Source organism: Hamadaea sp., assembly GCF_013362815.1.
Taxonomy (GTDB): domain Bacteria; phylum Actinomycetota; class Actinomycetes; order Mycobacteriales; family Micromonosporaceae; genus Hamadaea.
In genome coordinates this window covers 1-3,533 of the sequence record NZ_JABFVK010000090.1, presented here as the reverse complement: position 1 = coordinate 3,533, position 3,533 = coordinate 1, and the positions used below count along the sequence as shown (strand labels likewise).

The 3,533-nt window shown below is 69.5% G+C and carries 3 protein-coding genes; 2 read left to right on the top strand and 1 reads right to left on the bottom strand.

The window, feature by feature from the left end; all coding sequences use genetic code 11:
• Positions 1 to 83 precede the first annotated feature (83 nt).
• Positions 84 to 803, top strand: a complete 720-nt coding sequence (locus HOV77_RS30690) for an ABC transporter ATP-binding protein (RefSeq protein WP_290868527.1) — start codon at positions 84 to 86, stop codon at positions 801 to 803.
• Positions 804 to 826: 23 nt separating this feature from the next.
• Positions 827 to 3,319, top strand: coding sequence for an ABC transporter permease (locus HOV77_RS30685; RefSeq protein ID WP_290868524.1), 2,493 nt, complete (start codon positions 827 to 829; stop codon positions 3,317 to 3,319).
• Here HOV77_RS30685 and HOV77_RS30680 read toward each other — a convergent pair.
• Positions 3,252 to 3,533: hypothetical protein (locus HOV77_RS30680; RefSeq protein WP_290868520.1), on the bottom strand; the 282-nt coding region annotated here is incomplete at its 5' end. The two genes, HOV77_RS30685 and HOV77_RS30680, sit on opposite strands and share 68 nt — an antisense overlap.

The window sequence follows — 3,533 nt, the reverse complement described above, 5'->3', positions numbered from 1 at the left end:
TATACCCATGAACAGAAGGATGCGCCATGAGCGTGAGCTCAAGGGCCGGCTCGCGGCCGCTGGTACCCGTGCGGCTTCATGCGGTGACCAAGGTGTACGGCGGCGGCAACCAGACGATCCACGCACTCGACGGGCTCACGCTGAGCCTGCCTCCGGGGAGCTTCACCGCGGTGATGGGGCCTTCCGGCTCCGGCAAGAGCACACTGATGCACTGCGCGGCGGGACTGGACGCGCCGACCTCCGGCACGGTCACGCTGGCCGATCAGAATCTTGAGGGGATGACCGACGACCAGCTGACCGTTTTGCGACGGGACCGGGTGGCGTTCATCTTCCAATCGTTCAACCTGATGCCCACCCTGGACGTCATCCAGAACGTCACGCTGCCCAACGTTCTCGCAGGACGCCGACCCGATCGGCACGGCGCGCTCCAGGCGATCGAACGCGTGGGGCTCGCCGAGCGGGCCCATCGTCTCCCCTCCGAACTGTCCGGGGGCCAGCAACAGCGAGTGGCGATCGCGCGGGCCATGGCGAGCGACGCCGACGTCCTGTTCGCCGACGAGCCCACGGGCGCGCTCGACACCGCCACGGCCGGCCGGATCCTCACGCTCCTTCGCGCTGCGGTCGACGAGACGGGCCAGACGATCATGATGACCACCCACGACCCGGTCGCCGCGTCCTACGCCGACGCCGTCGAGTTCCTCGTCGACGGCCGCCTCGCCGACCGGATGGAGGAGCCGACGGCACAGCGGGTGGCCGAACGGCTCGCCCTGCTCTCGAGCGGACACACCCTTGAGGCACGCTGATGTGGACACTGGTATTGAGCGGTGTGAGGCGACGGCTGGCCGCACTTGCCGCCGTCTTCGTCGCGACGATGCTCGGCGCAGCCTTGGTCCTGATCGCCGGGTCGCTGTTCGAGACGGGCATCCGGCTGGCGGCACCTCCTGAGCGCTTGGACGGCGCGCCACTCGTAGTCATCGGCGACCCGAGCTATCGCATGCTGGACGAGCAGAACAGCCCGACCACCGACTACCGGCCTTACCCCGAAAGACACCGCCTCGATCCCGCAGTCCGCCAGACGATCATGGGCGTCGACGGCGTGGCCGCAACCGTGCCGGTTCAATTCTTCTCCGTCGGCGGACCTTCCGGCCTGCTCACCGGTCAAAACTGGGGGTCATCGCAGCTGGGGCCCCTCCACCTCACCGGAGGAAGGGCACCTTCCGCCGCTGATGAGGTCGCGGTGAGCGCGTCTGCTGCGGAGGAACTCAAGGTCGGACCGGGTGACGAAGTCCGGCTGACGCGAGGCGGCGCACTGACCGGCTACCGGGTGACCGGGACCGCCGGTGAGCCGGATGCTCCCGCCACGGTGTTCTTCTCCGACACCGAGGCCTCCGTTCGCAGCGGGGACGGCCGGCTCGACGCGATCGGCGTCCTGCCCAAGCCAGGCACGGACATCGAGGACATCGGCCCCAGGATCGTTCAGAAGACCGCGGGCGTCAGGGTACTCACCGGGGACGGGCGGGGCGCGGCGGAGGACCCTGCAGTATCCGGCGCCCGAACGTCCACGATCGTGATCGGCGCGGTCTTCGGCGGCATCGTGCTCGTGGTGCTGGCGACCATCGTGTCCACGATGATCGGCCTCGCGGTCCGACAGCGCGCACGCGAGATCAGTCTTCTGCGTGCTACCGGCGCGACCGGCCGGCAGGCCCGCCGATTGATCGTCGGCGAGACGATGACCATCGGTGTCGCGGGCGTCCTGGCCGGGCTCACGCTCGGAGTGCCGTTGGCCCATCTACTCTTCGCGGTCCTGTCCGGTGTCGGGATCGTTCCGGCGGTGCTGCAGCTGAGCCTTGGCCCCATACCGTTCCTGGTCGCGCTGATCACCACGACATCGGTGGTCTGGATTTCGGCGCGGATCGCGTCACGGCCGGCACGGTGGGCGCGTGCGATCGACGCGCTGCGCGACGCCGCGACACCGCGCTATCGCGTCGGTCCGCTGCGCTGGATTCTCGGAGTCGTCTTCGCTCTTGGCACCATTGCTCTCGCTGTGATCACCTGCCTCATGAGCCCGTCCCTGACCTCGGCGACGAGCGGTCCCGCCGTACTGGCCGGGAGCATTTGCGTGGCGCTGCTGGCCCCGGCCGTCCTCCGCGCCGGAATCGTGTTCTTGCGGCCCATCGCCCGGACGTTCGCAGGCTCCCTGGGGGCGCTGGCGGTCCACAATGCTCGCGCCCGGACCGCCCAGCTGTCCACTGTTGCCACATCCATCGCGCTTGTCGTAGGCATCGGCGTGGGGAATCTGGCTGCGCAGTCGATCCAGGTCCAGGCCGAGCAGGAGGCGTCGATCGCCAGTGTGCGCGCCGACCTTGTCGCGCAGGTGCCCGGCGGGGTCGACACGTCGCTGACCGACCGGGTGCGCGCGATCGACGGGGTGGTAGCGGCGAGTGGCTTCGTCACCAGCGGGGGATGGATCGAGCGCCCCTACGACCCATCGCACCGGGATCGACCGTGGGCTGTGCGCGGCGTCAGCGCCGAAGGCGCGGCCGGCGTGCTCCACACCCGCCCGGTGAGCGGCTCGCTCACCCAGCTCACGGGTGACAGCATTGCGCTGCCGCAGACGACCGCAGGCAGGCTCGGCGTCGTTCCGGGTGACCGCGTCTTGTTCCGGTTCGGCGACGGAACGTCCGGGGACCTGCGTCTTGTGGCGACCTTCGCGGACCGGCCGGGCTACGAGAGCCTGCTGCTGCCCGAGCGTCTGGTCGCGGCCCACACCGATAGCCGCAGCATTCCTCAGCTGATCGTCACGACCCGTGACGGCGGCGACGGACGAGCCCGGGATGCCGTCATGGCCGCGCTCTCCGGCCTTCCGGGTGTGTCGATCGGCGGGCGTGACGCGGTCGAAGCAGTGTTCCAGCAGGGTATCGGGATCCAAGGGATGATCAACTCATTGCTGGTGGCCATCGTCGTGGCCTATGCCGCCATTGCCGTCGTGAACACGCTCGGCGTCTCGGTCCTCGCCCGGCGGCGGGAGTTCGCTCTGCTACGCCTGGCCGGGGCGACCCGGCGCCAGGTAGGCAGGATCCTGTCAACAGAGATGATCATTGTCACGGTGACAGGCGTCATCGCGGGGCTGATCGTATCCGCGGCCGCGGTGCTCCCCACGGCGATGGCGGTCTCCGGCGAACTCCTGCGACCCGGCCCGGTGTTCACCCTTCTAGGGCTCCTCGTCGTTGTCATACTCCTGGTCGCTCCGGTCACCGTCGCCATCGGGCGCCGCGCGATTGCGCCCGCACCAGCCGACGCTCTCTCCACGACCGGCTGATGGACCCCTCACCGTTCCCGGCCCCTTGTCGGCCTCCCGCCGCGCCTTGCCGAGCAGCTACCGCGGCGTCCAGCTCCAGCCGGCCGAGCTCGGTGCCGCCGGTCTCGGCCACCAGATCCAGCGACTTGACGATCTGCGGCGCGGACGCCTTCGACGGGCCGATCCTCCAGCGCTCCAGATCCGAGACCTTCTTACCCGGCGGCACCTCCAGCGG